Origin of the sequence: Streptomyces sp. NPDC047981, from assembly GCF_040653315.1 — a bacterium.
In the GTDB taxonomy this organism is placed as follows: Bacteria; Actinomycetota; Actinomycetes; order Streptomycetales; family Streptomycetaceae; genus Streptomyces.
The window spans coordinates 1-1,528 of the sequence record NZ_JBEZNQ010000200.1 but is presented as its reverse complement, the minus strand read 5'-3'; the positions used below and the strand labels follow the sequence as shown (position 1 = coordinate 1,528).

Here is a 1,528-nt window from a genome sequence, read left to right as displayed (position 1 = left end):
TGTCGTCGTCCACGACCCCCGGCCCTCCAGCAAGCAGACACGGGAGAAGGATGAGCAGATCCTCGCGGGCATCAACGCCGCACCCGCAGGCAGTAACGCCGATACCGCCCGGCACATGAACATGGACCCGCAGACCCTGCATAAGTGGCTGCAATCGAGGACTTCTCAGCTGGGGCTGGACTCCGGGACGACACGGGCGCAGACACTGCGGTATATCCGTGACCACAAGGACGCGGTCGCCGTGGGCATGATCGGGAAACGAGCCAACGACCTCGCCCCCTACGAAACCCCCTGCCCCAAACTCCTGGACGAACGCGACAAGCAGGTCATCGCCACCCTCCTCCACCACCCCACCCTCAACATCACCGACATCGCCAATGAGTACCGGCACCCGAAGCAGACCCTGCAGAATTGGGTGGAGAGGCTGGGAAAAAACCTGCGCGTGGACGTCACAGCCGGTGAGGTGGTGACGTATGTGCGGGACAACCCGGACACGGTACTTACCCTGGCCGGGCTCACCAGCAGCGACATCGCCACCCTCACCATCCCCTCCGGAAAAGTCGCAGGCCCCACCCCACGCGACAAGCAGGTCATCGCCACCCTCCTCCACCACCCCACCCTCAACATCACCGACCTCGCCAAGAAGTACCGGCACCCTGAGTGGGCCCTGACGCAGTGGGTGGGGGAGCTGGGGCGGAGCCTGCGCGTGCCCGGCGCAGCCGGTGAGGTGATGGCGCATGTGCGGGACAACCCGGACGAGGCACTTCGCCAGGCCGGGCTCACCAGCAGCGACATCGCCACCCTCACCATCCCCACCGGAGAAGTCGCAGGCCCCACCGAACGCGACAAGCAGGTCATCGTCACCCTCCTCCGCCACCCCACCTTCAACATCACCGACATCGCCAATGAGTACCGGCAACCGCAGCCGACCCTGCAGAAATGGGTGGCGGGGCTGGGACAGAGCCTGCGCCTGGACGTCAAAGCCCGTCAGGTGGCGTCGTATGTGCGGGACAACCAGGACACGGTACTTACCCAGGCCGGGCTCGACAGCAGCGACATCACCACCCTCCCCGCCATACCCTTCGGAGAAGTCGCAGGCCTCACCCCACGCGACAAGCAGGTCATCGTCACCCTCCTCCGCCACCCCGCCCTCAACATCACCGACATCGCCAATGAGTACCGGCAACCGCAGCCGACCCTGCAGAAATGGGTGGCGGGGCTGGGACAGAGCCTGCGCCTGGACGTCAAAGCCCGTCAGGTGGCGTCGTATGTGAGGGACAACCGGGACGAGGTACTTGCCCAGGCCGGGCTCGGCAAAGACATCACCACACTCCCCCCTATCCCGAAAGGAAAGAAGTAGCACCCCTACACACCACAGAATGAGCATTTTCAGCGTTGGTGCTCAAGGGTGAGGATGGCTGCGGCGATGGCGGTTTGTGGTTGGGGCTGCAGCGGGCCCGGTGGAAGATTCGCCAGGTCTTCAGCCTTGCGCTGCTTCGTTCGACCGGTGCCCGTGCTGCTGGCGGGG

At 65.0% G+C, this 1,528-nt stretch carries 1 protein-coding gene and 1 pseudogene; one reads left to right on the top strand and one right to left on the bottom strand.

Features of this window, described 5'->3' with window-relative positions; genetic code table 11:
• On the top strand, positions 1-1,360 hold a 1,360-nt coding region (locus tag AB0E14_RS39745), incomplete at its 5' end, for a hypothetical protein (protein ID WP_362430471.1).
• A 29-nt stretch (positions 1,361-1,389) separates the two neighbouring features.
• On the opposite strand, the pseudogene AB0E14_RS39740 reads toward AB0E14_RS39745, so the two are convergent.
• Positions 1,390-1,528 (bottom strand): annotated as a pseudogene (locus tag AB0E14_RS39740) (IS5/IS1182 family transposase); the annotation flags it as partial.